20 protein-coding genes and 2 tRNA genes are annotated in these 24,797 nt (G+C 69.9%); 14 read left to right on the forward strand and 8 right to left on the reverse strand.

The window, feature by feature from the left end; genetic code table 11:
* Positions 1-29: 29 nt before the first annotated feature.
* Positions 30-1,484 carry an amino acid permease gene (locus tag ACWGIH_RS04075; protein WP_453452329.1) on the reverse strand — a complete coding sequence of 485 codons (1,455 nt, stop codon included), beginning with the start codon at positions 1,482-1,484 and terminating at the stop codon, positions 30-32.
* 135 nt (positions 1,485-1,619) lie between these two features.
* The gene (locus tag ACWGIH_RS04080) at positions 1,620-3,014 is read right to left on the reverse strand and encodes an amino acid permease (RefSeq protein WP_453452328.1); all 1,395 of its coding nucleotides are present in this window, start codon (positions 3,012-3,014) and stop codon (positions 1,620-1,622) included.
* Positions 3,015-3,280: 266 nt separating this feature from the next.
* On the opposite strand from ACWGIH_RS04080, the gene ACWGIH_RS04085 reads away from it, so the two are divergent.
* Positions 3,281-3,859 (forward strand): biotin transporter BioY, encoded by a 579-nt coding sequence (locus ACWGIH_RS04085; RefSeq protein WP_453452327.1) that lies wholly within the window; start codon positions 3,281-3,283, stop codon positions 3,857-3,859.
* Here the strand turns inward: ACWGIH_RS04085 and ACWGIH_RS04090 are convergent.
* A complete protein-coding gene (locus ACWGIH_RS04090; RefSeq protein ID WP_453452326.1) occupies positions 3,849-5,180 on the reverse strand; it encodes an FAD-binding oxidoreductase in 1,332 nt (443 codons plus the stop codon). The genes ACWGIH_RS04085 and ACWGIH_RS04090 overlap by 11 nt on opposite strands.
* A 159-nt stretch (positions 5,181-5,339) precedes the next feature.
* Here ACWGIH_RS04090 and ACWGIH_RS04095 point away from each other — a divergent pair, with 159 nt between their 5' ends.
* Entirely contained in the window at positions 5,340-6,386 is a 1,047-nt protein-coding gene (locus tag ACWGIH_RS04095; RefSeq protein WP_453452325.1) for a serine/threonine-protein kinase, read from the forward strand.
* Here the strand turns inward: ACWGIH_RS04095 and ACWGIH_RS04100 are convergent.
* Positions 6,383-7,864 carry an amino acid permease gene (locus ACWGIH_RS04100; protein ID WP_453452324.1) on the reverse strand — a complete coding sequence of 494 codons (1,482 nt, stop codon included), beginning with the start codon at positions 7,862-7,864 and terminating at the stop codon, positions 6,383-6,385. The two genes, ACWGIH_RS04095 and ACWGIH_RS04100, sit on opposite strands and share 4 nt — an antisense overlap.
* 196 nt (positions 7,865-8,060) lie before the next feature.
* On the opposite strand from ACWGIH_RS04100, the gene ACWGIH_RS04105 reads away from it, so the two are divergent.
* Both ACWGIH_RS04105 and ACWGIH_RS04110 read left to right on the forward strand, forming a co-directional pair.
* A complete protein-coding gene (locus ACWGIH_RS04105) occupies positions 8,061-8,546 on the forward strand; it encodes a ribose-5-phosphate isomerase (protein WP_453452323.1) in 486 nt (161 codons plus the stop codon).
* A gap of 126 nt (positions 8,547-8,672) precedes the next feature.
* A complete protein-coding gene (locus ACWGIH_RS04110; RefSeq protein ID WP_453452540.1) occupies positions 8,673-9,509 on the forward strand; it encodes an Fpg/Nei family DNA glycosylase in 837 nt (278 codons plus the stop codon).
* A gap of 40 nt (positions 9,510-9,549) precedes the next feature.
* Here the strand turns inward: ACWGIH_RS04110 and ACWGIH_RS04115 are convergent, their stop codons facing one another.
* The gene (locus ACWGIH_RS04115) at positions 9,550-10,779 is read right to left on the reverse strand and encodes a GNAT family N-acetyltransferase (protein ID WP_453452538.1); all 1,230 of its coding nucleotides are present in this window, start codon (positions 10,777-10,779) and stop codon (positions 9,550-9,552) included.
* A gap of 129 nt (positions 10,780-10,908) precedes the next feature.
* Between ACWGIH_RS04115 and ACWGIH_RS04120 the strand changes: the two genes are divergently transcribed.
* A complete protein-coding gene (locus tag ACWGIH_RS04120) occupies positions 10,909-12,069 on the forward strand; it encodes a PP2C family protein-serine/threonine phosphatase (RefSeq protein ID WP_453452537.1) in 1,161 nt (386 codons plus the stop codon).
* Here ACWGIH_RS04120 and ACWGIH_RS04125 read toward each other — a convergent pair.
* Entirely contained in the window at positions 12,055-13,236 is a 1,182-nt protein-coding gene (locus ACWGIH_RS04125) for a cation:proton antiporter (RefSeq protein ID WP_453452535.1), read from the reverse strand. The genes ACWGIH_RS04120 and ACWGIH_RS04125 overlap by 15 nt on opposite strands.
* Positions 13,237-13,563: 327 nt before the next feature.
* Here ACWGIH_RS04125 and ACWGIH_RS04130 point away from each other — a divergent pair, with 327 nt between their 5' ends.
* The 3 genes from ACWGIH_RS04130 (at position 13,564) to ACWGIH_RS04140 (ending at position 17,531) form a co-directional block, all read left to right on the forward strand.
* Positions 13,564-14,340, forward strand: coding sequence for an ABC transporter ATP-binding protein (locus ACWGIH_RS04130; RefSeq protein ID WP_453452542.1), 777 nt, complete (start codon positions 13,564-13,566; stop codon positions 14,338-14,340).
* 40 nt (positions 14,341-14,380) lie between these two features.
* Positions 14,381-16,834 carry an FtsX-like permease family protein gene (locus ACWGIH_RS04135; RefSeq protein ID WP_453452533.1) on the forward strand — a complete coding sequence of 818 codons (2,454 nt, stop codon included), beginning with the start codon at positions 14,381-14,383 and terminating at the stop codon, positions 16,832-16,834.
* Between the two features lie 235 nt (positions 16,835-17,069).
* Positions 17,070-17,531: an HD domain-containing protein gene (locus ACWGIH_RS04140; RefSeq protein ID WP_453452531.1), complete on the forward strand. Its 462-nt coding sequence runs from the start codon at positions 17,070-17,072 to the stop codon at positions 17,529-17,531.
* Here ACWGIH_RS04140 and ACWGIH_RS04145 read toward each other — a convergent pair.
* Positions 17,528-18,790 (reverse strand): acyltransferase family protein, encoded by a 1,263-nt coding sequence (locus ACWGIH_RS04145; RefSeq protein ID WP_453452530.1) that lies wholly within the window; start codon positions 18,788-18,790, stop codon positions 17,528-17,530. The two genes, ACWGIH_RS04140 and ACWGIH_RS04145, sit on opposite strands and share 4 nt — an antisense overlap.
* A gap of 630 nt (positions 18,791-19,420) precedes the next feature.
* On the opposite strand from ACWGIH_RS04145, the gene ACWGIH_RS04150 reads away from it, so the two are divergent.
* The gene (locus tag ACWGIH_RS04150) at positions 19,421-19,615 is read left to right on the forward strand and encodes a hypothetical protein (protein ID WP_160505028.1); all 195 of its coding nucleotides are present in this window, start codon (positions 19,421-19,423) and stop codon (positions 19,613-19,615) included.
* Between the two features lie 136 nt (positions 19,616-19,751).
* Here the strand turns inward: ACWGIH_RS04150 and ACWGIH_RS04155 are convergent.
* Positions 19,752-19,822: transfer RNA gene (locus tag ACWGIH_RS04155), tRNA-Gly, on the reverse strand.
* A 156-nt stretch (positions 19,823-19,978) separates the two neighbouring features.
* Here ACWGIH_RS04155 and ACWGIH_RS04160 point away from each other — a divergent pair.
* From ACWGIH_RS04160 to clpX, 5 genes are all read left to right on the forward strand, one after another.
* Positions 19,979-20,055 (forward strand) — tRNA-Pro (locus tag ACWGIH_RS04160).
* Between the two features lie 126 nt (positions 20,056-20,181).
* A complete protein-coding gene (gene tig / locus ACWGIH_RS04165) occupies positions 20,182-21,570 on the forward strand; it encodes a trigger factor (protein ID WP_453452528.1) in 1,389 nt (462 codons plus the stop codon).
* A 403-nt stretch (positions 21,571-21,973) separates the two neighbouring features.
* Complete coding sequence (locus tag ACWGIH_RS04170) at positions 21,974-22,579, forward strand: ATP-dependent Clp protease proteolytic subunit (protein WP_202122057.1); 606 nt, start codon at positions 21,974-21,976, stop codon at positions 22,577-22,579.
* Positions 22,580-22,640: 61 nt separating this feature from the next.
* Positions 22,641-23,321, forward strand: a complete 681-nt coding sequence (locus ACWGIH_RS04175; protein ID WP_363211198.1) for an ATP-dependent Clp protease proteolytic subunit — start codon at positions 22,641-22,643, stop codon at positions 23,319-23,321.
* Positions 23,322-23,476: 155 nt separating this feature from the next.
* Positions 23,477-24,763: an ATP-dependent Clp protease ATP-binding subunit ClpX gene (gene clpX / locus ACWGIH_RS04180; RefSeq protein WP_160505024.1), complete on the forward strand. Its 1,287-nt coding sequence runs from the start codon at positions 23,477-23,479 to the stop codon at positions 24,761-24,763.
* Positions 24,764-24,797 lie beyond the last annotated feature (34 nt).

Genomic DNA, 24,797 nt, shown 5'->3' on the forward strand with positions numbered 1-24,797 from the left:
GGTCGACTCGGGGCCCTCTCGCGGTGCTGTTACTCGCCGGCGACTGCCGCCGGCTCCTCCGCACTCTTCTTCTCCGCCGTCTTCTGCCGCACGAAGCCGATCACCGCGAGCACCAGCGTCAGCGTTCCCGTGGCCAGGAGCTGCTTGCGGGTGTCGGGCTGTTCCGTCATCAGGTAGAAGATGTACGCCATCGCGGCCAGGGCGATCCACGTCAGGAACGGGTACGCCCACATCTTCACGACCAGCTTCTCGGGCTCCTCGCGCTCCGTCCTGCGGCGCAGGATCAGCTGCGAGACGGCGATGAAGATCCAGACCACCAGGATCATCGCGCCGATCATGTTCAGGAGCCAGGGGAAGACGTCGTCCGGGCGCCAGTAGCTGAGCAGGACGCAGACGAAGCCGAAGACCGAGGAGGCGAGGACCGCGAGGCGCGGGACGCCGCTGTGGACGCGGCCGAGCACCTTGGGGCCCTGGCCGCGCGCGATCAGGGAGTACGACATGCGCGAGGCGCCGTAGATGTTGGCGTTCATCGCGGAGAGCAGGGCGATCAGGACGATGACGTTCATGATCTGTCCGGCGCCGGGGATGCCCAGGTGGTCGAGCGTGGCGACGTACGGGCCCTTCGCCACGACCTCCTTGTTGTCCCAGGGGAGCAGCGTGACGACGACGAGCATCGAGCCCACGTAGAAGAGGGCGATGCGCCACATCGCCGTGCGCACGGCCTTGGCGACGCTCTGGACCGGCTTCTCGGACTCGGCCGCCGCGATCGTGACGGTCTCCAGACCGCCGTACGCGAAGACGGACGCGAGCAGGCCGATGATCAGGCCGTCCGTGCCGTTCGGCATGAACCCGCCCTCACCGGTGAGGTTGGCCGTGCCGGGGGCGGAGACGTCCGAGCCGGGCAGGATGCCCAGGATCGCGAGCACGCCGATGCCGAGGAAGAGCGCGATCGCGCCGACCTTGAGCGCGGCGAACCAGAACTCGAACTCGCCGAAGTTCTTCACGGCCGTCAGGTTGGCCCCGCAGAACACCAGCATGAAGAGGGCGACCCAGGCCCACTCGGGGCTGTCGGGGAACCAGCCCACCATGATCTTCGCGGCACCGATGCCTTCGAGGCCCACGGCGACGCAGAGCAGGAACCAGAAGCCCCAGCCCGCGGTGAAGCCCGCCCACGGGCCGATCGCCCGCTCGGCGTGCACCGAGAAGGAGCCGGAGGCCGGGTTCGCCGCCGACATCTCGCCGAGCATGCGCATCACGAGCATGACGAGCGCGCCGGAGATCGCGTAGGCGAGGACGATCGAAGGGCCGGCCGCGGCGATACCGGCCCCGGAACCCACGAAGAGGCCCGCTCCGATGACGCCGCCGAGGGCGATCATGGAGAGATGGCGCTGCTTGAGGCCGTGCACGAGCGGCGAATCGACCTTGGGGGCCTCGTCGGGTGATGCGCCGGGCGATGCGTCCTGGGGGGTGGACGTCCGAGACATGGGCGTGCCCTGTTCAGTAGCCGAGACGGGGGAGAGAGCGGCCCACAGTCTGAAGTCCGGTACCGCTGACAGGGAACACCTGACCGCTATACGGACACGACGCTCACACTTTGTGAAGGTGTGGGCACTGGATGTTCACGCGCGTTTCCTGCGCGCCTCGCGCCACTCCCGTAGCCCCGCGACCGCGAGGACGAGACCCGTCGCGCCCGCCGACCACAGCAGCTGCGGCCGCGCCGTGTCGTCCGTCAGCATCAGGCCGAGCACGGCCGCCATCGCCGCGAGCGCCGCCCATGTCAGGTACGGGAACGCCCACATCCGCAGGACGAGCCGCTCCGGTGCCTCGCGCTCGATGCGGCGGCGCAGCCTCAGCTGCGAGACCGCGATCAGCGCCCACACGAACAGCAGCACGGCGCCGACCGAGTTGAGCATGTAGAGGAAGACCGAGTCGGGCCACTTCAGATTGAGCACGACGGAGACGAAGCCGAAGGCCACCGAGGCGAGCACCGCCCGGCGCGGCACCCCGCCGCCCGACACCTTCAGGAGGGCCTTCGGTGCCTCGCCGCGCTCGGCGAGCGAGAAGACCATCCGGGACGAGCCGTAGAGGTTCGCGTTCAGCGCCGAGAGCAGCGCCACGAACACCACGATGTTCATGATCGTGCCCGCGGACGGCACCCCGATCGAGTCGAGGACCGTCACATACGGACTGACGCCCGCCTTCTGGGCCGTCCACGGCAGCACCGTCACGATGACCAGCATCGAGCCGACGTAGAAGAAGAGGATGCGGTAGACGGCGCTGCGCACGGCACGGGACACCGAGCGCACCGGGTCGTCGGACTCGGCGGCCGCGATCGTCACGACCTCCAGACCGCCGAAGGCGAAGACGACGGCGAGCACGCCGGACGTCACGCCCTCCCAGCCGTGGGGCAGGAAGCCGCCGTGCCCGGTGAGGTTGGTGAGGCCCACGGGATCGGTGTCCGGCAGGACCCCGAAGATCGCGAGCAGCCCGAGCACCAGGAACGCGACGATCGCGAAGACCTTCAGGGCGGCGAACCAGAACTCGAACTCGCCGAAGTTCTTCACCGCGGCGAGGTTGGCCGCCGTGAACACCAGCATGAAGATGAGGACCCAGGCCCACTGCGGTACGCCCGGCGCCCAGCTGTTGGCGATCTGCGCGGCGCCGGTCGCCTCCACGGCGAGCACGACCACGAGCAGGAACCAGTAGAGCCATCCGACGCTGAACCCCGCCCAGCGGCCGAGCGCACGCTCGGCGTGCACGGAGAACGACCCGGACGCGGGCATCGCCGCCGACATCTCGCCGAGCATCCGCATCACGCACATCGCCAGCGCGCCGGCGATGAGGTACGAGACGACGATCCCGGGCCCGGCCACGGCGATCCCGGCACCCGAGCCGACGAAGAGCCCGGCCCCGATGACGCCGCCGAGCCCGAGCATCGTGAGATGCCGCTGCTTGAGGCCACCGCCGAGCGGCTCGGGTTCCGTCGCCGTCGTGGGCGGGGGTGCGTCGTGCATGGTGCTCAGGCTGCTCTCGGGCTCACAAAGACTTTGGCGGGAACCTACAGTCTCCCCGGGCAGGAGCTCCCCGCGCAAAACGGCCCCCTGCGGCCCCCACCTCAGTGACGCGCATCACGCCCCCCGCAGGGGTACGCCCCGCGCTTTGTGCAGAGCCCACCACTGGGGCACCCGGCACCTTGTCGCCCACCGCCGGTGAAAGGCGCCCCCGCCTGAGATAGCGTCGCGGGGTCCCACCTGCCCGTCCCAGAACCCGCGGAGTCCCGATGAGCATCGCCGCCGTCTCTTCCCGTCCCGGCCAGGTCCTCGCGGACCTGCTGCCCGCGTCCCGCGCGAAGGACGCGGCCTTCGTCCTCGGCGGCGCCGCCCTCACCGGCATCGCGGCCCAGATCGCCGTGCCCGTCCCGGGTTCGCCCGTGCCGGTGACGGGACAGACTTTCGCCGCCCTCCTCGTCGGCACCGCCCTCGGTGCCCGCCGCGGTTTCCTCTCCCTCGCCCTGTACGCCCTCGTGGGCATGGCGGGCATGCCGTGGTTCGCGGAGGCGGGTTCGGGTGTCGCCGCGCCGTCCCTCGGCTACGTCCTCGGCATGCTGCTCGCCGCCACCGTGGCCGGTGCCCTCGCCCGCCGCGGCGCCGACCGTTCCGTCCTGCGCACCGCGGGCACGATGGTCCTCGGCTCGGCGATCATCTACGCGGTCGGTGTCCCGTACCTCGCCGCCGCGACCGGGATGTCTATGACGCAGGCCGTCGCCGCCGGACTCACGCCCTTCCTGATCGGCGACGCCCTCAAGGCCGCGCTCGCGATGGGCGCGCTGCCCACGGCGTGGAAGTTCCTCAACCGGTAGCACCCACGCCGTAGTTCCGCCTGAAGAGGTTCGCCGGGTCGTACGTGGCCTTCAGCCCGGCGAGCCTCTTCCGCGTTTCCGCGTCGTACAGGCCATCCGCCCGGCCCCCGGCGGCGAAGGCGAAGTTGAGCAACCGCCCCTCGCCCGCGAACAGCCCGAACGCCCGCGCCTGCACCGCCCGCACCGCGTCGAGGTCCGTGCCCTCCAGCGGCGAGAGCACCCGCACCAGCCACCCCGCGTCCCGGTACGGCACCGCGTTGCCCGCCGGCTTCGCGAGGGCCCCGCCCAACTGGTTGATCTGCACGACGTGCATCTTCTCGGCGGCCGGACCGGTCAGCGCGAACAGCTCCTCCGCCGCCGCCAGGTCCAGTTCCCGTACGACCACGCTGTCCCCGTAGTAGGAGTGCGGGAAGTCGGGGTCGCTGTGGATCGTGTGGCTCTCGGTGTACGGCATCTCCCGCAGCGAGTCCGACACCATGGGCCCGATCTCCCGCAACGGCGCCACGAGCCGCTCGGCCGCCGCCTCGGAGCCCGTGTACGCGACGCGCACCGTGACGAGATAGCAGCCCCGCAGATGGGGCGGCAGCTGCGGGATGTCGGGGTAGACGAGCGCCGCCACCGACGAGGTCAGCTCGTCCGGCACCGTCCGCGTCCACGCCTCGTACGCCCGCAGCACGTGGCCCGGATCCACCGCGCGGCCGTCGAACTCGATCGCCCCGCCGTACAGCCGCTCCACCGGCACAAGACCCATCTCCAGGGCCGTCACCACCCCGAGGTTGGCGCCGCCGCCGAGCAGCCCCCAGAAGAGCTCGGGCTCGCTCTCCGGCGTGACGTGGCGCCGGCTGCCGTCCGCCGTGACGACGTCGAGCCACCGGACGTGGTCGGCCGCGTATCCGAACTCCCTCGCCAGGATGCCGAGTCCACCGCCCAGCGTGTACGAGACGGCGCCCACGCCCGGTGCCGAACCGTTCAGCGGTGCGAGGCCGTGCGCCGCCGCGGCCTCGACGACCTGGCCCCAGCGGACGCCCGCGCCGACGGTGGCCGTGCGCGCGCCGGCATCGATCAGGACGGAGTCCATCCGCCGGGTGCTGATCAGCACGCCGCCCTCCGAGGCCCCCGGAAGCCCGTGCCCGGTGGCCTGGACCCCGACGGGCAGGCCCGCCCGCGCGGCGTACGACACCGCGGCGATGACGTCATCGGCGCCCCCGGCCCCGAACACGATCGCGGGGCGCTGCGCGAAACCGGTCTGGAAACCGGCGATCTCCTCGTCGTACCCGTCGTCGCCGGGCCGGAACACGAGTCGCTGATCGGTGAAGTCCACGGTGATCCTCCAAGGAGTGCTGCTGACGCGTCAGAGACTCCCCGGAAAACCTGACATCCCCCGTCAAGTTTTCCGGACCGTTCCCGGCCCTCGGGAAACCACCCTCGGGAAAATCCGGGAACTGTGCTGTCATGAAAGGGGACTTGGGGGTGGACGCCCATGCCGGAGCTTCGCGTGGTGGCGGGCCGCTATCGCCTGCTCGACGTCATCGGCCAGGGCGGCATGGGCCGCGTGTGGCGGGCGTCCGACGAGCTCCTCGACCGCCGGGTGGCGGTGAAGGAGATGCGGGTCGACGAAACCTTCGAGGGCCCCGACGCGGAGGGCGCCCGGGTCCGCAGGGAACGCGCGCTGCGCGAGGCGCGGGCCATCGCGCGGATCGACCACCCCGGTGTCGTACGCGTCCATGACGTCGCGGAGGAGGACGGCCGCCTCTGGATCGTCATGGAACTGGTCGACGCGCGCTCGCTCGCACGGTACGTCGACGAGGAGGGGCCCCTGGACGAGCACGCGGCGGCGCGCCTGGGCCTGGCCCTGGTGGCGGCGCTGCGGAAGGTGCACGCGGCGGGCGTCGTGCACCGCGACATCAAGCCGGAGAACATCCTGCTCGGGGCCGGGGGACCAGCCGACCGGGTCGTCCTCACCGACTTCGGCATCGCGGCGCTCCAGGACACCGGCCGTCTCACGCAGACGGGCCTGCTGGTGGGCTCGCCCGAGTACATGGCGCCCGAGCGGATCTCCGGCGCCGAGCAGGGGCCGCCGTCGGACCTCTGGTCCCTGGGCGCGACGCTCTGCACGGCGCTGCGCGGCAGCTCACCGTTCGTCCGCGCCTCGGCCCTGAACACACTGGTCGCGGTCCTGCACGAGGCGCCCGAACTGCCGCCGGAAGCAAGCGGGTTACGCCCCCTCCTGACGGCACTGCTGGCCAAGGAGCCGGCGCGCAGGCCGGGCCTCGACGAGACGGAGGCGGCCCTGCGGGCGGTGCTCGCGGCACCCGCGCCATCGCCGCGTCTGCCGGGCGACCGCACCCGGCCCGACTGGCGGCCGCACGTGCTGACCGCCGTGGTGCTGCTGGTCGCGGCCGCAGTGGCGGCCGTCATGTTCTTCACGGCGCGCGATCCGGGCGGCGGCGGCTCGCCGGGCCCGAGCACGCCCGTACCGACGGTGGCGGGTACGTCGACCGCGCCACCGCCGGACGGCACCGGCTAGGCGTCGACGCTTGTGCCGGCGGTGTCGGCCGTGTCGGTCTCGACCTCGGCGCGGGGCCGCACCTTCTCCCGGATGAGGGAGAACGCCACCACGAACGCCGCGGCGAGCAGCGAGAGCAGCACCTGCTTGCGCCCGGTCTCGTCGGTCAGCATGTAGACGAGCACGAACGAGATCATCGCGATCGTGACCCAGGTCAGGTACGGGAAGAGCCACATCTTCACGACGAGCTTCTCCGGCTGCTCGCGCAAGATGATCCCGCGCATCCGCAGCTGCGTGAACGCGATCATCAGCCAGACGAACAGGGCCACCGCGCCCGAGGAGTTCAGCAGGAAGTCGAAGACGGTGTCCTTCCACTGGTAGTTGAACCAGACGGCGACGAAGCCGAACACGACGGACCCGAGGATCGCGGCCTGCGGCACACCGCGCTTGTTGGTGCGCGCGAAGGCCTTGGGCGCGTCACCCCGCCGGCCGAGCGAGAAGGCCATGCGGGAAGCGGTGTAGAGGCCGGAGTTGAGGCAGGAGAGCACGGCCGTCAGGACGATGACGTTCATGACCTGACCGGCGTGCGGGATGCCGATCGAGTTCAGCGCGGCGACGTACGAACCGTCCTTGACGATCGACTTGTCGTTCCACGGCAGGAGCGTGATGACGACGAAGATCGAGCCCAGGTAGAAGACACCGATACGCCAGATGACGCTGTTGGTGGCCTTGGTGACGGCGCGCTGCGGGTCCTCGGACTCACCGGCGGCCAGCGTGACGATCTCGGAGCCCATGAACGAGAAGACGACCATGAGCACGCCGGTGAGGATGGCGCCCGCGCCCTGCGGCATGAAGCCGCCCGCGTCGGTGAGGTGCGCGAAGCCGGCGCCGGGGTTGTCGGAGCCGGGCAGCACGCCGAAGACGGCGAGCAGACCGATGATGACGAAGCCGCCGATGGCGACGACCTTGATCCCGGCGAACCAGAACTCGAACTCACCGTAGGAGCCGACCGAGACGAGGTTCGTCGCGGTGAGCACCACCATCACGATGAGCGCCCAGCCCCACTGCGGGACGTCCGGTATCCACCCGTTGAGGATGACGGCACCGGCGGTGGCCTCCACGGCGAGCACCACGACCCAGAAGAACCAGTAGAGCCAGCCGATGGAGAAACCGGCCCAGCGGCCGAGCGCCTGGTCCGCGTAGGTGGAGAAGGAGCCGGAGGTGGGCCGTGCGGCGGCCATCTCGCCGAGCATCCGCATCACCAGGACGACCATCGTGCCGACGAGGGCGTACGACACGAGGATGGCGGGCCCGGCTGCGGCGATGCCGGAGCTGGAGCCGACGAAGAGGCCGGCTCCGATGACGCCACCGATGGCGATCATGGAGAGGTGGCGGTTCTTCAGCCCGGCCTGCAGGCCGTCACCGGTGTCTCCAGACTGCGAATCCCCAGGTTCGATGGGGTTGCGGTCTGCCTTCGCAAGGGAGGGTTGCGAGGTCATGGACGAATCCTTAAGTTCTCGGGTCACGAGCCCCCGCATTCAAACTCAGGGGTGAACGTGACGGAAGTCCCGACTCCGGATCGTTGTATTCCGGCCCGATGGCTCAGACCTTGTGGGTCAAAGGCCCAGACCAGGGTGGCCGCGGTCCGGCCCCCGGACGCCGCTACCCGCCCCGCGACGTGCCACACTCAGACGCATGCGCGTGTACCTCGGCTCGGATCATGCCGGCTACGAACTGAAGAACCACCTGGTCGAGTGGCTCAAGAGCCACGGCCACGAGCCCGTCGACTGCGGGCCCCACATCTATGACGCCCAGGACGACTACCCCCCCTTCTGCCTCCGCGCCGCGGAGAAGACGGCGGCGGACCCCCAGTCGCTCGGCATCGTGATCGGGGGCTCCGGCAACGGGGAGCAGATCGCCGCGAACAAGGTGAAGGGGGTGCGGGCCGCCCTCGCCTGGAGCGAGCAGACGGCCGCGCTCGGCCGCGAGCACAACGACGCGAACGTGGTGTCGATCGGCGGCCGGATGCACACGCAGGAGGAGGCGACGAAGTTCGTCGAGATCTTCCTGTCGACGCCGTACTCGGGTGAGGCCCGTCACACTCGGCGGATCGACATGCTGTCGGCCTACGAGACCACGGGCGAGTTGCCCCCGATCCCGGCCGGCCACCCGCAGCAGTAGCGAGGCCCCGGGGCTCCGCCCCGGACCCCGCTCCTCAAACGCCGGAGGGGCTGGATTTTCAGCCCGTCCGGCGTTTGAGGACGAGCCCTCAAGGCGATTTGCCCGTACCCACCCCCGGAGGGACCCGTGCCGGAGGGGCACACCATTCACCGCCTCGCGGACGACCACCGCGCCCGCTTCGAGGGCCGGGGCTCCCTCCGCGTCACCAGCCCCCAGGGCAAGTTCTCCGACAGCGCGGCCCTGCTCGACGGCCAGGAGATGGACACCGCAGAGGCCCACGGCAAGCACCTCTTCCTCGGCTTCGCCGACACCGGCTGGATCCACGTCCACCTCGGCCTCTTCGGCAAGTACGCCGTCGGTGAGACCCCCGCACCGCCGCCCACGGACACCCTTCGCCTGCGTCTCCTGAACGACACGTACTACTCGGACCTCCGCGGCCCCACGACCTGCGCCCTCATCACGGACGAGGAGAAGCAGGCGATACACGAGCGCCTCGGCCCCGACCCGCTGCGCCCGCAGGACGACCCGGACAAGGCCTACGCCCGCATCTCGCGCAGCCGCACCACCATCGCCGCGCTCCTCATGGACCAGAAGGTCATCGCGGGCGTCGGCAACGTCTACCGCGCCGAGGTCCTCTTCCGGCACGGCATCGACCCGTACACCCCGGGCAAGGAGATCCGCCCCGCCCTGTGGACGGCGATGTGGGAGGACCTCGTCGCCCTGATGCGCGAGGGCGTGCGCCTCAACCGCATCGACACCGTCAGGCCCGAGCACACGCCGGAGGCGATGGGCCGCGCGCCGCGCGTGGACGACCACGGCGGCGAGGTGTACGTGTACCGCAGGGCCACCATGCCCTGCCACATCTGTGGCGGCGAGATCCGCACCGCCGATCTCGCCGCCCGCAACCTCTTCTGGTGCCCCAAGTGCCAGCGGCCCCGCAGGTCCCGCCGCAAGGACGGCTGAGACCCACGGCGCGGCTGAAGCCCCGGCCGAAAGCCCCCGGCTAGAAGCCGTGCGGCAGCCACGGCGCGGTGTCCGAGCCGAAGGCCGTCGTGGCCTCCGCCAGTGCGCCCGGCCGCAGTTCCCGTACGCGGCCCGCTGCCGCGAGTGACGCCAGGGACACGCCGCCGAGATAGGCGGAGCCCAAGTCCCGTACGGACAGGGCGAGATCGGCGTCGTCGTCCGTGCGCTCGCAGGTCGCGTCTTTCAGATCGCCGCTGAGCCGCCAACGGCCCGCGTTCCAGGGGCAGAAGGCGTCCTCCACGTCGAGGACCAGGTTCACCGGCGTCCGGTAGGTGCGTGCCGCGAGGGCGGCCCCCACCTCCACCAGGCGCACGTGGAGCGAGTCCTTCACCTGCATCCGGCAGCGCCGCACGTCCGAGACGAGCTGGAACACCGCGTCGTCCGTCGGGCGGTTGTGCACGTCGATCGTCGACGTCAGGTCGATGCCGAAGAGGAACCGCCACAGCGCCGCGTACGCGGCGGGGTCCTCGGCCTCCAGGTCGCGCAGCCGGACCGTGCCGTTGGGGCCCGCCGCGTCCCACTCGGGCTTCACGTGGAAGCGTGCGTACCCGACGAGCTCCCCGTCGCGCTTGGCGACCACGCACTGCAGCGGTGACGAGCCCTGCCGCTCGCTCTCCGGGTCGAGCAGCCCGAGCCGGTCCCAGCCGGGCTGCCTGGCCAGCATCCCCGGCCGCTCGGTCACCCGTCGCGCGTACAGCGCCTCGCACGCCTCGTGGACGTCGGCGGGCTTGGCGTACCGAAGGCGTACGTCATCCGTACCGGCCGGCACCGTCAGGCGTACGCGTGAGGTGTCGATCTCGGCCTTCGTCGCGAACGTCGCCGCGCCGTACCCGAACCGTCCGTAGATGACGGGCTCGGAGGCCGTGAGCACCGCCAGGCACTCGCCCTTCGCCCGTACGTCGTCGAGCTGGCGCCGCATCATCGACGTCAGGATGCCCCGCCGCCGGTGCGTCGCCGCGACGCTGACCATCGTCACTCCGGCCGCCTCCACCAGGGCACCGCCCGGCACGGAGAGGCGGAAGCTGAACGCGCCCGTCGTGCCGACGCAGCTCTCGCCCTCCCAGGTGCCGAAGAAACGGTCGAACTCGGTCAGGGCGTTCCAGAGCTCATGCTCTTCCCTGGCTTCGGCGACGCCACCGAAGGCGAGCTCCAGGGTGCCGTAGTACTCGTCCCAGTCTTCCTGCCGCAACTCCCGCATTTCCGTCGTCATATGCCATGCCTACCAGGGCGAAGCGGGCGGAGCGACAGGATTTACGCGGCCTGACAGCATGCCCCTGACGGGGGACAACCGGCACCTCCCGTGCGAAGTGCCTGGCCCGGTGGATAGGGTCCGGGAGCAATGGACGGCAGTCGAGCGGAAGCCGAGACGTTTACAGCCCGGATGAAGAAGCGGATCCACCGGGCTCGCATAGGGCTGCGCAAATCCGGGGTCGACTACTTCCGGGGCGACGGCTCGGACTGGATCGCGCTCGCGGGCCTGCTCGTCACCATCCCGGTGATCACCTTCTGCACCCTGGTCAACCCCGTCTGGTGCGCGCCCGCCGCGCTCGTCCTGCCCATCGTGGCCGGCGGCCTGCTCCTGAGGCCCTCCAGCCTGCTCGCCCTGTACGCGACGGCGGCCGCCGCGCTCATCGTGGAGTCCGTCCAGCTCGGCCCGTACACCGAAGGGGGCTCGCGGGTCACGCCCGGAGTGGTCCTCGTCGTCGCGGCCTGCGGCTTCTTCGGGCTGATCATCGCGCAGTTCCGCAGCCGGGTCGGCGTGCCGTGGCGCGGCGGCGGAACGATGCTCTTCGACCTGCGTGAACGCATCCGCGTACAGAGCAAGTTGCCGAAGCTGCCTCGCGGCTGGCACCGCGAGATGGCCCTGCGGCCCGCGGGCGGCCAGTCCTTCTCCGGGGACTTCGTGGTCGCGGCCCGCACGAACGGCGGCCGCACCCTGGAGGTCGTCCTCACGGATGTCTCCGGCAAGGGCATGGACGCGGGCTCCCGTGCCCTGCTTCTTTCGGGCGCCTTCGGCGGCCTGCTCGGCTCGCTCCCGCCGCACGCGTTCCTGACCGCGGCCAACGGCTACCTCCTGCGCCAGGACTGGGACGAGGGCTTCGCGACCTCCATCCACCTGGTCCTCGACCTGGAGAGCGGCGACTACGAACTCTTCACGGCGGGCCACCCGCCGGGCCTCCAGCTCAGCGCGGGCAGCGGCCGCTGGGAGCAGAAGGCCGCCGAGGGACCGCTCCTGGGCGTGTACGACGGGGCGCAGTTCGACCCGGTGAAGGGCTCCCTGCGCCCGGGCGACGTCCTGATGCTCTTCACGGACGGTCTCGTCGAGACCTCCGACCGGGACATCAGCGAGGGCATCGACCGCCTCACCGGGGAAGCCGACCGCTATGTGGCGGGCGGCTTCCACGGTGCCGCGTGGCATCTGATCGAGGCGGTCGCGAAGGACGTCAACGACGACCGGGCGCTGCTGCTGATCTGCCGGGAGCCGTCAGCGGGCGCCTGACAGCTCGGGTTCCGGTTCGCGTACGACATCGCGCCCGCCCGGCAGGATCCGCGCCAGCCACTTCGAGCGTCCCGCGGCCAGCGGCCCGAGCACCGCGAGCAGCAGCACGTACCCCGCGATGAACGGCGAGAGCCGGTCGTCGAGGCCCGCGGTGGCCGCCATGGTCGCCAGGATCAGGGCAAACTCGCCGCGCGCGAGCAGCGTGGTGGAGATGTTCGCCGCGGGCCCCGCCCCGAAGCCGTAGATGCGCGCCGCGCCGAGTCCCGCGAGGACGTTCATCAGCAGCGTCACGGCCACGGCGGCGAGCACCGGCCAGAGCACCGTGGGCAGGTCGCCCGGGTCGATGGAGAGGCCGAAGCCGAAGAAGAAGATCGCCCCGAACGCGTCCCGCAGCGGGTGCACCAGCTTGCGGACGCGCTCGCCGGAAGCCGTGCTGCCCACCATCAGGCCGACCATGAACGCGCCGATCGCGTCCGCGACCCCGAACCACTCCGAGACCCCGGCGACGAAGACCGCGGCCCCGAGGAAGGAGATGACGAGCAGTTCGTCGTCCCGGGTGTCCATGAGCCGCCCGACGACCTTCGTGCCGAAGCGCGCCACGAGGGCGAGCAGCAGCAGGAAGCCGAACGCCTTGCCGCCGTCCATGACGGCCGCCGCGAGGCTGTCGGCGCCGGACAGGACGGGCTGCAGCGCCGCCAGGTAGAGCGCGACGAAGATGTCCTCGACGACGATGATGCCGAGGATCGGCTTCGTCTCCGGATTGCCGAGCCGTCCGGTGTCGACGAGCACCTTGGTGACGATCGCGGACGACGAGATGCCGAGCACCCCGGCGAGGACCAGAGCCTCGGAGGTCCCCCAGCCGAGGGCGAATCCGAAGCCGAGGCCCGCGCCGACGTTCAGCGCGAGGTACGTCCCTCCGGCGAGGGCCATCTTGCGGCCGCCCGTCTTGAGGTCGTCCATGTGGAACTCGAGGCCCAGGTAGAAGAGCAGAAGCACCAGGCCGAGCGCCGAGAGCATCTCCAGGTCGTGGGGGTCCGAGAGCAGGACCACGCCGGGAGTGTGCGGGCCGAGGAGGATCCCGGCCAGGATGAAGAGCGGAATGGTGGGGAGTCCGATGCGGCCGCCCACGCGGGCCAGCACCGCGGCGGCGAGAAAGGCGCCGCCCATGGCTATCAGGGTGTCTGCGTGTCCGATGGGCCCGTTCCTCCTGGTGATCGGCGACGCACCCACCGCACACGAATGGCAAAGGGGGCGTCAAGGAAGCGTCAATAGTTAGCTTACCAAACGACCTCGGCGGCGCCCGGAAAGGGCAAACGTCCGCTCCCTGCGGGGGATACCCCCACCCCCGATTCGCCGGGGAACCTCATGGTCCACAGAACCCCCGGATCCGTACGTTCGAGGCATCACCTACGGAAGGCGGAGAGGGCCATGGGGCTGCGGCGCAAGAAGCGATCCGAAGGTGCCGGGGAAACGGCCGGGGGAGTGCTGCCCCCGATGCCGGGCGAGGCCCCCCGCGGCACCGAATGGGCAGTGGAACTGCACGGCGTACGACGCAGGTACGGCAGGGGTTCCGGCGCCGTACACGCCCTCAGCGGCATCGACCTCGCCCTGGAACGCGGCAGCTTCACCGCCGTCATGGGCCCCTCGGGCTCCGGCAAGTCCACCTTTCTGCAGTGCGCGGCCGGACTCGACCGGCCCAGCGAGGGAACCGTCCGCCTGGGCGGCACGGAGATCACCTCGATGAGCGAGAACAAGCTGACCGCGCTGCGCCGCACCCGCCTCGGCTTCGTCTTCCAGGCCTTCAACCTGCTGCCCTCGCTGACCGTCGAGCAGAACGTCCTCCTGCCGATGCGCCTCGCGGGCCACCGCCCCGACCGGCGCAGGGCCGCCGACCTGCTCCGTCGCGTGGGCCTCGGCGCCGACAAGCACAAGCGCCGCCCCGGCGAGCTCTCCGGAGGCCAGCAGCAGCGCGTCGCGATCGCCCGCGCCCTGGTCACGGACCCGGACGTGATCTTCGCGGACGAGCCGACCGGCGCCCTGGACACCACCACGGCCGCCGAGATCCTCACCCTGCTCCGCTCGGCCGTCGACGGCATGGGAGCCACGGTCGTCATGGTCACCCACGACCCCGCCGCCGCGGCGTACGCCGACCGGGTCCTCTTCCTCGCCGACGGCGCGGTCGTGGACCGCGTCGAACGGGCTTCGGCGGCGCAGATCGCGGCCCGCATGACGGCGCTCACGGCACCGGCGTACGCGACAGCGGCGGCATAGCCCCGCGTCCCCGCCCCTTTCACGACTCCGGAGAATCCCCATGCCCAACGGCCTCGCCCGCGCCGCCGTCCGCTTCAAACCCGCCGCCTTCGTGGGCACGTTCGTCGCGCTGATGATGGCCGCGCTGATCGTGTCCGCCTGCGGCATCCTCCTGGAGACCGGGGTACGCGCATCGGTGCCGCCCACCCGGTACGCGGGCGCCCCCGTGGTGGTGGCCGCCGACCAGCGCGCCCACTTCGTGGCGGGCAGCGGTGACAGCCGCTCCGAGTCGAACACGCCCCTGCCCGACCGGGCCCGGATCGACAACTCCCTGGTGGCGAAGGCGGGTTCGGTGCCCGGAGCGCGCACGGCCGTCCCGGACGTCACCTTCCCCGTGCAGTCCGGCGGCAAGGAGGTCACCGCGCACGGCTGGGGCTCCACAGCCTTCACCGGCGAGAAGCTGAGCGCGGGCCGCGCCCCGCACCCCGGCGAGGTCGTACTCGCCGCGCCCGGCACGGCCGTCGGCGAGCACGCCACGCTCACCACGGCGGACGGCCCGCGCGACTTCCGGATCTCCGGCACCGTACGAGATCAACAGGGCGCCCCCACGGCCTGGTTCGCCGACTCCGACGCCGTACGCCTCTCCGGCCACCCGGGCCGCGTCGACGCCGTCGCCGTCCTGCCCGAGCGAGGCGTCACGGACGCCGCCCTCAAGGCCCAGGTGGCACACGCCGTCGGTGGCAAGGCCGATGTCCACACCGGCGACGACCGCAGCGAGGCCGAGGGCTCCGAACTCGCCTACGCACAGGAGATGCTCACCGGTCTCGGCGGCTCCTTCGGCGGCATCGCGGCGCTGGTCGCCATGTTCACCGCGGCAGGCACCGTGGCGCTCTCCGTCGGCCAGCGAGCCCGCGAGTACGCGCTCCTGCGGGCCATCGGCACCACACCCCGGCAGATCCGCCGCACCATCGCCACCGAGTCCCTGCTCGTGGCGCCGCTGGCGGGAGCGGTCGGCGTCCTGCCCGGAATCGCCCTGGCCGCGTGGTGGTTCGGCCAGCTCAAGGACAAGGGCGCGATCCCCGAGGCCCTGGACCTCTCCGTCTCGTTCATCCCGCTCGTCTCGGCCGTCGGCGTCGCCGTGCTCACCGCGCTGGTCTCCGGCTACCTGGCGGCCCGCCGCCCCTCCCGCATCAGGCCGGGCCAGGCCCTGAGCGAGTCCTCCGTGGAACGCCTGCGCTTCGGCTGGATCCGTACGCCGCTGGGGATCGCGGCGGCCGTCGGCGGCTGCGTCCTCGCCAAGATCGCCTCCTCGATGACGGGGGACGACGCGGCCAACGTGGCGCTCGGCATCGTCATGCTGTTCATGCTCGCCGTGGCCCTGCTCGGCCCGCTGGTCGCCCGCGCCTGCGCGGCCCTGTTCGGACTCCCGCTGCGCGGCGCCGGCGCGTCCGCCTCGCTCGCCGCGGCCAACTCCCGTACGAACGCGCGCCGGCTGGCGTCGGCGATCACCCCGATCGTCCTCGCCATGGCGTTCTCGTCGACCCTCGTCTTCATGCACACCAGCGAGGACCGGGTGGCGGCCGACCAGCAGCGCGAGGGCATCACGGCGGACCACATCGTCTCCGCGTCGGGAGCGGGGGCGACGCAGGGCGGGGTCTCGAAGGCGGGGCGGGCCCCGGGCGTCACGTCAGCGGTGGGCCTGCTCAAGACCTCCGTCCTGGTGCCGGTGGGCTCGGGCGCCGACCGCTGGCTGGAGTCGGCGTCGACGCAGGGCATCACGGGCTCACCCCGTGACCTGGCCGAGGTCCAGGATCTGGGCGTCAGGACGGGCACGATGAACTCGCTCGGCAAGGGCGAGATCGCCGTCGACGCGAAGCTGGCGGACTCCGCGAACGTGCGGACGGGCGAGCGCATCGCCCTGCGCATGCCCGACGGCACGAAGGCGACACGCAAGGTGGTCGCCACGTACGGCCGGGGTCTCGGCCTGTCTCAAGTCACCCTCCCCGCAGCCGACTTGAAACCCCACCTGACCTCGTCGTTCTCCTCGGAGATCTGGACGAAGGGCAAGGCGCCGCAGGCCCTCGCGGCGCTCGGCACCCTCCAGGACCGCGACGACTACGCCACCGCGCAGTCCACGGACCGGGCGGTCAACGCCTGGGCGAACACGGTGATGGCCGCCGTGCTCGGCGGCTTCGCGGCGATCGCCGCCGTCAACACCCTGGTGATGACGGTCCTCGACCGCCGCCGCGAACTCGGCACGCTGCGCCTGATCGGCTCCACCCGGCGCCAGGTGATGCTGATGGTGCGGTGGGAGGCGCTCCTGGTCGCCGGCGCGGGCATCGTGATCGGCTCGGCGATCGCGATGGCGACACTGGTCCCCCTGGTGAACGGCCTGACGGGGGAGTCCCCTTACATTCCGCCGCTGGTCTACGGCTCGTTCGTGGTAGCGACCCTGGCCCTGGGCCTGGCGGCGACGGCGCTGCCGGCGAGGGCGGCGCTGAAGACGGGGGTCTGATTTTCCCCCACCCCGCCCCTTCCCGAAACTCGCTGCGCGAGGGCCTCCTCAAACGCCGGAGGGGCTGAAAGATCCAGCCCCTCCGGCGAGCGAGGGATTCGAGCCCGTCCGGCGTTTGAGGACGAACTCGGCGGAGCCGGTGATGACGGCACCCAAGGCCCCCGCGCCAGAGCGGCCCGCGGCAGAGCCGCAAGTGTCACAGCCGGGAAAGGGCGGGGTTGGGGAAGATCTCCCCATGAACCCCAGCCCCCTGCTGACCGTCCCCGAGGTAGAGGCAATCGCCCGCCGGGCCCACGCCACCCAGAAAGACAAAGCGGGCCGCCCCTACACAGAGCACCTGCAAGCCGTGGCGGACGGAGTCCGGACCCGAGGCGGCACGCCGGAACAGATCGCCGCCGCCTGGCTCCACGACGCCATCGAGGACAACGCCCTCACCGAGAAGTGGCTGCGGGACGCGCCTCTCACCCCACGTACGAAGGACATCGTGCGAGCCCTCACCAAGAGGGCGGGCGAACCCCCCGAGGCCTACGCCACCCGCATCCTCGAAACCCCCGGCGCCCGCCTGGTCAAGGAGGCGGACCTGGCCCACAACGCGGATCCGGCCCGCCTAGCGGAGCTAGACGGGCCGACCCGCACTCGCCTCACGGCCAAGTACGCCAACATGCGCGCCCTGTTGGGCATCCAGTCCCAGGGCTAGGAAGAAGCCTTGGCCCGCTCCCGGGCCAGGGCGGCGGCATCCCGCTTGAACGCCCACTCCATCTTCGGCTCCATGGCGAAGCGGAACATCCGCTGCACCGGAGGCGTACAGAGGAGCGTCACCACCGACGCGGCGATCAGCGACACGATCACCTGTCCGACAGGCGTGTGCATCCACGCGTAGTCGTCGAACCAGCCCCAGAAGCGCGAGCCCTTGGCCAGGAAGCCGTGCAGCAGGTAGCCGTACAGCGTGCCTGCGCCGAGGATCGTGAACCACATCTTGCGGCGCGGAACCCACGCGAAGAAGCACGCGGTCAGGATGGCGGAGCAGCCGAAGAGCGCCAGCGTCATGACGATGCCGGCCCACCACGGCGCACCCAACTCCTGTGCGCTGTCCCGGCGGTAGAACCAGGCCGACGTCATCCGCGGTCCCGCCCAGTACGCGAGCAGGAGCGCGCTCGCGAAGATCGGGACGGAGAGCAGCCGTACCTCGCGGCGCCGCACCAGCTGGAAGTACTCGGGCTTCATGAACAGGCCGAGCACGAAGAAGGGCAGGAACTGCAGCACGCGCTGCAGGTCCAGGTCGTCGCCGATGTCGGGCGAGACCGAGGCCAGTGCGGCGATGGCGAGCGCGAGCGGAATCGGCCAGCGGACCAGCTTCCACAGCGGGGTCGTCAGACGCCAGACGAAGAGCGCGACCAGGAACCAGGTGAGGTACCAGGGGTCGAGCAAGCTGATCGGCTGCGTCGGATCGTCGTCCGCGTAGCGCTTGAAGAAGGTGTACGCGACCTCGAAGAGGACGTACGGCACGGCGACGCCGGTCACCAGGCGCTTGAGCCGGTCGGACCGCATGTCGAAGCTGCGCGAGAAGTAGCCGGAGATGAGGATGAACGCCGGCATGTGGAAGGTGTAGACGGTCATGTACAGCGCCTCTGCGGCGCGGCTGCCGTCCGTCAGCGGCTCCCAGGCGTGCGCCATCGCGACCAGGACGATCGCCAGGTACTTGGCGTTGTCGAAGAACGCGTCGCGCTGCTTGGCGGGTTGACCCGTGGACGCGGGTCTACCCGTGGAGCCGGGGTGGCCCGTGGAACCGGAGGGGCCCGAGGAACCGGGTCGAGCGGTGGTGCCGGCCGGGGCGTGGGGAACGGTCGCGGCCATCGTGGACTGGGGGGCGCGGGGGCCGGGTACTCCGTCCGCGGGCACATGTGCCGGGGGGAGCGGCGCCCGGTGGCGGCCGTGCGGTTGGACCGAGTTCGTCACAGGCCCTCCCACCATGAGCTCGGTGGGACGATCCTGGACCGCACTGCGCCTGCGGGGATGGTGGCAGCGTGGAACATCTGAGGCACCCTAGCGTCGCTTGTGTGTATTCGTAAAACCCCCAACTCGGCTGTCTTCTCAATCACAGACGGATCAGGGGTATTGAAGTCCGGGTACCCAAAAATCATCGGAGTTGACATGGAGATTCACCTCCTGTCATCCCTAGTTACATCGGGTCGTATGCCCAGTACGTCACCACTCATCCCCCTTAAACGTCGCATAACGCCCGCAGGCGACTCTGGCGAAATGTCCGATTGATTGGGTCTTTGTGAAGCCGGTGGTGTGGGTCCGGCAACAATTCGAATTTCTGGCGAACGAGTTGTGTGGCGATGGAAACGATCAAGCCGAATTAGTGGCCGCGCGCGGCCTTCGAATTGCCGTGCGGAGGTGCGGTGTTCATGTGCCCCAAGGGCATCCGCGGCCGCCGGCCCCGCGTCGGGCGCGGGTGGCCCTGGCCGACGATGTGTCACCGGCCGCATACGGATGGCGTGTTGGTGGCACGATGGTCCTGGCGGGGGTGTGCGGGGTCGTACCCCCCGGGCCGGGGAGAGACCGACCTAGGGTGTGATCAGTGTGGCCATTTCGCTGTCAGTGGTGTTGCTGTTGGCGATCATCCTCATCGTGCTGATCCGCGGTGGATCGATCAAAGCGGGGCCCGCGATCGTCGCGGTGCTCTTCGGGTTCTTCCTCGCCTCAACCGGAATGGCCCCCTCCATAAACCGCTTCCTCAATGAGGTGGCCGAGACCATCAACTCGATCAGCTTCTGACGCGATCGGGGTGATCCACGAGGACGGCGCCGCGCGGCCCGCCTCCGGGCGGGCGCCTCGCGCTGCACGCGCGCACGAAACGCGTACGAAAAAGACCTCAGGCCCGGTTCCGGGGAACCGGGCCTGAGGCCACAAGAGCGGGTGACGGGAATCGAACCCGCGTAGCTAGTTTGGAAGACTAGGGCTCTACCATTGAGCTACACCCGCACAGCTCGCGCCGCACATCGAGGACACTGCTGGTCAGCGACCGCGGCACGGCAAGCATCGTAGCGGGTCGGACGCCCTCCCCGCACACCCCGTACGTACTCGCGATTAAGCGGGCGCCGCACTGCCTGGGTGCATGTACCCTACGTGTCGCACCGACGGGGTGTGGCGCAGCTTGGTAGCGCGTCCGCTTTGGGAGCGGAAGGCCGTGGGTTCAAATCCCGCCACCCCGACCAGCAAGATCTCCCTCACAAGATCGCATTGTGGGTCGGCTCCCGCTTGCCGTTACTATGCAAGCTGTGTGCCCGTGTGTCTCTGAGCCGGGCTCAATCCCAAGAAGTCAGCCCCAAGGAGACCGAACCGTGAAGAGCGCCGTGGAGACCCTGAACCCGACCCGGGTTCGGCTCACTGTTGAGGTGCCCTTCGAGGAGCTCAAGGACAGCCTCGACGCGGCCTACAAGAAGATCAACCAGCAGGTCACGGTGAAGGGCTTCCGCAAGGGCAAGATCCCGGCCCGAGTCATCGACCAGCGGTTCGGCCGCGGCGCCGTCCTCGAAGAGGCCGTCAACGACGCGCTCCCGAAGTTCTACACCGAGGCCGTGAACGAGGCCGAGCTCAACGTCCTGGGCCAGCCCGAGGTGGACATCACCGAGCTGAAGGACAACGAGACCCTCAACTTCACCGCTGAGGTCGACATCCGTCCCGCGATCGAGATCCCGGACTACTCCGGCATCGAGGTCGAGGTCGACGCGGTCGAGGTCAGCGACGAGGACGTCGAGAAGGCCGTCGAGGAGCTCCGTGAGCGCTTCGCGTCCACCTCGCCGGTCGAGCGTGCCGCCGAGGAAGGCGACGTCGTGACGATCGACCTGGAGGCCAAGGTCGAGGGCGAGGTCCTGGAGGACGGCGTCGCGTCCGGCGTCTCCTACACGATCGGCTCCGGCGAGCTCCTCGAGGGCATCGACGAGGCCGTCAAGGGCCTGGAGGCCGGTGGCGAGGCCACCTTCACCTCCGAGCTCAAGGGCGGCTCGGCCGCGGGCAAGGAGTCCGAGGTGACCGTCAAGGTCACCCAGGTCGCCGCCCGTGAGCTGCCCGCGCTCGACGACGACTTCGCGCAGCTCGCGTCGGAGTTCGACACCCTCGACGAGGTCAAGGCGGACAGCCGCAAGCGCCTCGAGAACATGAAGCAGTACGACCAGGCGACGCAGGCCCAGGAGCGCGTCCTGGAGAAGCTGCTCGAGCTGGTCGAGGTCCCCGTCCCCGAGAAGCTCCTCGCGGACGAGATCGAGACCCGCAAGCACAACCTGGTGAACCACCAGCTCGGCCAGATGGGCCTCGACCTCGCGAAGTACCTGGAGATCCAGGGCAAGACCGAGGAAGAGTTCGACGCCGAGACCAAGGAGCAGGCCGAGAAGGGCATCAAGACGCAGTTCGTCCTCGACGAGCTCGTCAACAAGGAGAAGCTGAACGTGAACCAGGAGGAGCTCACCGAGCACCTCATGCGTCGCGCGCAGTCCTCCGGCATGTCCCCCGACCAGTTCGCCCAGGCCGTCGTCGAAGGCGGCCAGGTCCCGATGCTGGTCGGCGAGGTCGCCCGCGGCAAGGCCCTCGCGGTCGTCGTGGAGGCCGCGACGGTCAAGGACACGAACGGCGAGGTCGTTGACCTCGACGACGAGGACGAGACGGCTGAGACCGTCGAGGCCTCCTCCGAGGAGCCGACCGAGGCCGCCGCCGAGGAGAAGACCGAAGCCTGAGCTTCGCTCTGACGCACATATGACAGGCCCCCGGGATCTCGATCCCGGGGGCCTGTCGCGCCCTCAGGGGCGCGGGGAACTGCGCGAGCAACCAGGTACAAGCCGCACCCGCCGAGGGGCCTGAGGCGGCAGACGCGACTGCGGCCCTGCGGGGGCTGAGCGCGCAGTTCCCCGCGCCCCTTACGGGGCGCCCCCGCCGGTGTGCTACCTGCGCTCACAGCGAACAGCTCACTCTGCGGGATTCCCCGGAGGGGTCCGCGCGTTAGGGTCCATGAATACGAGGGCAGGGGAGTCCCCGAAGCCGCCCCGGAGCGGCGAGCACGCGGGGTCCCAAGCCTCAGAAGAAGACGTGAGACGGCCCGGCGCCGTCGTAAGACGAGCAGGTGGATACGTGACGAATCTGATGCCCTCCGCCGCCGGCGACCCCTCCATCGGTGGTGGCCTCGGCGACCAGGTCTACAACCGGCTGCTCGGCGAGCGGATCATCTTCCTCGGCCAGGCCGTGGACGACGACATCGCCAACAAGATCACAGCGCAGTTGCTGCTCCTTGCCGCAGAGCCGGACAAGGACATCTTCCTTTACATCAACAGCCCTGGTGGATCCATCACGGCCGGCATGGCGATCTACGACACCATGCAGTACATCCAGAACGACGTGGTGACGATCGCGATGGGCATGGCGGCCTCGATGGGCCAGTTCCTGCTCAGCGCCGGCACCCCCGGCAAGCGCTTCGCGCTGCCGAACGCCGAGATCCTGATCCACCAGCCCTCCGCGGGACTCGCGGGCTCCGCGTCGGACATCAAGATCCACGCCGAGCGTCTCCTTCTCACGAAGAAGAAGATGGCCGATCTCACCGCGTTCCACACGGGTCAGACCGTGGAGCAGGTCACCCGCGACTCGGACCGCGACCGCTGGTTCGACCCGCAGGAGGCCAAGGAGTACGGCCTCATCGACGACATCATGCCCAACGCGGCCAGCATGCCGGGTGGCGGCGGTACGGGAGCCTGAGCCTCACCGCTCAGCCCTTCCGAAGCCGACCGAGCCCACGCTCCTCAGGAGACCTACAGAGATGAAGAACTTCCCCGGCAGCGGCCTCTACGAGGGTGCCCAGGCCGAGTACACCGGCCCGAGCGCCGAGTCCCGCTACGTCATCCCGCGCTTCGTCGAGCGCACTTCGCAGGGCGTGCGTGAGTACGACCCGTACGCGAAGCTCTTCGAGGAGCGCGTGATCTTCCTCGGCGTGCAGATCGACGACGCGTCCGCCAACGACGTCATGGCGCAGCTCCTGTGCCTGGAGTCGATGGACCCCGACCGTGACATCTCGATCTACATCAACAGCCCCGGCGGCTCCTTCACGGCGCTCACGGCCATCTACGACACGATGCAGTTCGTGAAGCCCGACGTGCAGACGGTCTGCATGGGCCAGGCCGCGTCCGCCGCCGCCGTGCTCCTCGCGGCCGGTACGCCGGGCAAGCGCATGGCGCTCCCGAACGCGCGCGTCCTGATCCACCAGCCCTACAGCGAGACGGGCCGCGGTCAGGTCTCCGACCTGGAGATCGCCGCGAACGAGATCCTCCGGATGCGCTCGCAGCTGGAGGAGATGCTGGCCAAGCACTCCACGACGCCGATCGAGAAGATCCGCGACGACATCGAGCGCGACAAGATCCTCACTGCGGAGGACGCGCTCGCGTACGGCCTGGTCGACCAGATCATCTCCACCCGGAAGATGAACAACTCCTCGGTCGTCTGACGCAGCGCTGTAGCATCTGCCGTTCCTCGGCACGGTCCACTCAGAAGTGAACCGTGCCGAGGGGGGCCCGAACGGGGGGCCGGGCAAGGTACCGTCAGATAGAGGCACCAGGAGTCGCTGAACGTGGCGTCTCCCAGGCGAAGGGGAAGCACCTCGTGGCACGCATCGGTGACGGCGGCGATCTGCTCAAGTGCTCGTTCTGCGGGAAGAGTCAGAAGCAGGTCAAGAAGCTCATCGCAGGTCCCGGTGTGTACATCTGCGATGAGTGCATCGACCTCTGCAACGAGATCATCGAGGAAGAGCTCGCGGAGACGAGCGAGGTGCGGTGGGAGGAACTCCCCAAGCCTCGCGAGATCTACGAATTCCTCGAGGGGTATGTCGTGGGCCAGGAGCCCGCGAAGAAAGCCCTCTCGGTGGCGGTCTACAACCACTACAAGCGGGTCCAGGCCGGTGAGACCGGCGGCGCGCAGGGCCGTGACGACGCGATCGAACTCGCCAAGTCCAACATCCTGTTGCTCGGCCCGACCGGTTCCGGCAAGACGCTGCTCGCGCAGACGCTCGCGCGCATGCTGAACGTCCCGTTCGCCATCGCTGACGCGACGGCGCTCACGGAGGCGGGCTATGTCGGCGAGGACGTCGAGAACATCCTCCTGAAGCTCATCCAGGCCGCTGACTACGACGTCAAGAAGGCCGAGACGGGCATCATCTACATCGACGAGATCGACAAGGTCGCCCGCAAGAGCGAGAACCCTTCGATCACGCGCGATGTCTCGGGAGAAGGCGTCCAGCAGGCCCTGCTGAAGATCCTGGAAGGCACCACGGCTTCCGTCCCGCCGCAGGGCGGCCGCAAGCACCCGCACCAGGAGTTCATCCAGATCGACACGACGAACGTGCTCTTCATCGTGGGCGGCGCGTTCGCCGGCCTCGAGAAGATCATCGAGTCGCGGGCGGGCGCGAAGGGCATCGGCTTCGGCGCCACGATCCACTCCAAGCGCGAGCTTCAGGAGAAGGACCGGTTCGAGGACATCATGCCGGAGGACCTGGTGAAGTTCGGGATGATCCCGGAGTTCATCGGCCGCCTCCCCGTGATCACCTCGGTCCACAACCTGGACCGCGAGGCCCTGCTCCAGATCCTCGTCGAGCCGCGCAACGCGCTGGTGAAGCAGTACCAGCGCCTCTTCGAACTCGACGGTGTGGAGCTGGACTTCGAGCGTGAGGCGCTCGAAGCCATCGCCGACCAGGCGATCCTGCGCCAGACCGGTGCGCGTGGCCTGCGCGCCATCATGGAGGAAGTCCTCCAGTCGGTGATGTACGAGGTCCCGTCCCGCAAGGACGTGGCCCGTGTCGTCATCACGGCGGACGTCGTCCACTCGAACGTGAACCCGACCCTGGTGCCGCGTGACGCGCGGGGCCCGGGCGCGGGGGAGCAGAAGTCCGCGTAAGTCTCGGACCCACGTGAAGGGGGCGCCCGGCGAT

This window comes from Streptomyces sp. NPDC054872, from assembly GCF_053610705.1.

Coding starts and splice junctions, on each gene's coding strand:
- ACWGIH_RS04075 (WP_453452329.1), bottom strand. CDS start 1,484: ATGTCTCGGACGTCCACCCCCCAGGACGCATCGCCCGGCGCATCACCC.
- ACWGIH_RS04080 (WP_453452328.1), bottom strand. CDS start 3,014: ATGCACGACGCACCCCCGCCCACGACGGCGACGGAACCCGAGCCGCTC.
- ACWGIH_RS04085 (WP_453452327.1), top strand. CDS start 3,281: ATGAGCATCGCCGCCGTCTCTTCCCGTCCCGGCCAGGTCCTCGCGGAC.
- ACWGIH_RS04095 (WP_453452325.1), top strand. CDS start 5,340: ATGCCGGAGCTTCGCGTGGTGGCGGGCCGCTATCGCCTGCTCGACGTC.
- ACWGIH_RS04100 (WP_453452324.1), bottom strand. CDS start 7,864: ATGACCTCGCAACCCTCCCTTGCGAAGGCAGACCGCAACCCCATCGAA.
- ACWGIH_RS04105 (WP_453452323.1), top strand. CDS start 8,061: ATGCGCGTGTACCTCGGCTCGGATCATGCCGGCTACGAACTGAAGAAC.
- ACWGIH_RS04115 (WP_453452538.1), bottom strand. CDS start 10,779: ATGACGACGGAAATGCGGGAGTTGCGGCAGGAAGACTGGGACGAGTAC.
- ACWGIH_RS04120 (WP_453452537.1), top strand. CDS start 10,909: ATGGACGGCAGTCGAGCGGAAGCCGAGACGTTTACAGCCCGGATGAAG.
- ACWGIH_RS04125 (WP_453452535.1), bottom strand. CDS start 13,236: ATGGGCGGCGCCTTTCTCGCCGCCGCGGTGCTGGCCCGCGTGGGCGGC.
- ACWGIH_RS04130 (WP_453452542.1), top strand. CDS start 13,564: ATGCCGGGCGAGGCCCCCCGCGGCACCGAATGGGCAGTGGAACTGCAC.
- ACWGIH_RS04135 (WP_453452533.1), top strand. CDS start 14,381: ATGCCCAACGGCCTCGCCCGCGCCGCCGTCCGCTTCAAACCCGCCGCC.
- ACWGIH_RS04140 (WP_453452531.1), top strand. CDS start 17,070: ATGAACCCCAGCCCCCTGCTGACCGTCCCCGAGGTAGAGGCAATCGCC.
- ACWGIH_RS04170 (WP_202122057.1), top strand. CDS start 21,974: ATGCCCTCCGCCGCCGGCGACCCCTCCATCGGTGGTGGCCTCGGCGAC.
- ACWGIH_RS04175 (WP_363211198.1), top strand. CDS start 22,641: ATGAAGAACTTCCCCGGCAGCGGCCTCTACGAGGGTGCCCAGGCCGAG.